The 818-nt window shown below is 43.6% G+C and carries 1 pseudogene; it reads left to right on the top strand.

Annotated elements, in window-relative coordinates:
• A pseudogene (locus tag L654_RS0101795) lies at positions 1-818 on the top strand (IS3 family transposase); the annotation flags it as partial.

Genomic DNA, 818 nt, shown 5'->3' with positions numbered 1-818 from the left:
ACTTAAAAAGCAAATCCAACGCATTGAATTAGAAAAGGATATATTAAAAAAGGCTACCGCTCTCTTGATGTCCGACTCCCTGAGCAATTCTCGTTAATTGAGAAATTAAATCAACGAGAGCGTTACCCAATCAGCGTGTTGTGTAGCGTATTCAATGTGCATCGCAGCAGCTATAAATATTGGGCCATACGGGATACAACATCGACACCAGAGCAAGTAAGGCTAGAAGCGGAAGTTAAAGTTATACATGCAATGAGTGGCGGTTCGGCTGGGGCACGGACAATCGCAGCAATTGCAACGAATAACGGTTTTGAATTAAGCCGTTATCGCGCCGCTAAGCTGATGGTTAAACTAAAACTAGAGAGCTGCCAAGTACCACAACATCAATATAAACGCGGTGGTAATGAGCACCTTGAAATCCCGAATTTTCTAGATAGGCAGTTTGATGTTGTTGAACCGAATACAGCGTGGTGCGGTGATGTGACGTATATTTGGATAGGCAATCGCTGGGCTTATTTAGCGGTCGTTGTTGATTTATTTGCACGCAAAGTCGTTGGTTGGGCAATGTCATTGTCGCCAGATACTAACTTAACGCTAAAAGCGCTTGAACTCGCGTATGAAAGCAGAGGAAAACCGACAGGACTGATGTTTCACTCAGACCAAGGAAGCCACTATACAAGCTTGAAGTATCGCCAACGTTTATGGCGCTATAAAATCACACAAAGCATGAGTCGGCGCGGAAATTGTTGGGATAATGCGCCAATGGAGCGATTTTTTAGAAGCTTTAAAACAGAATGGATGCCAAAGGTTGGATATGG

Origin of the sequence: Pseudoalteromonas sp. TAB23 (assembly GCF_000498075.1) — a bacterium.
Lineage (GTDB): Bacteria > Pseudomonadota > Gammaproteobacteria > Enterobacterales > Alteromonadaceae > Pseudoalteromonas > Pseudoalteromonas arctica.
Note: the sequence above shows the minus strand (reverse complement) of the source record. Positions and strands in the feature narration are given on the sequence as shown.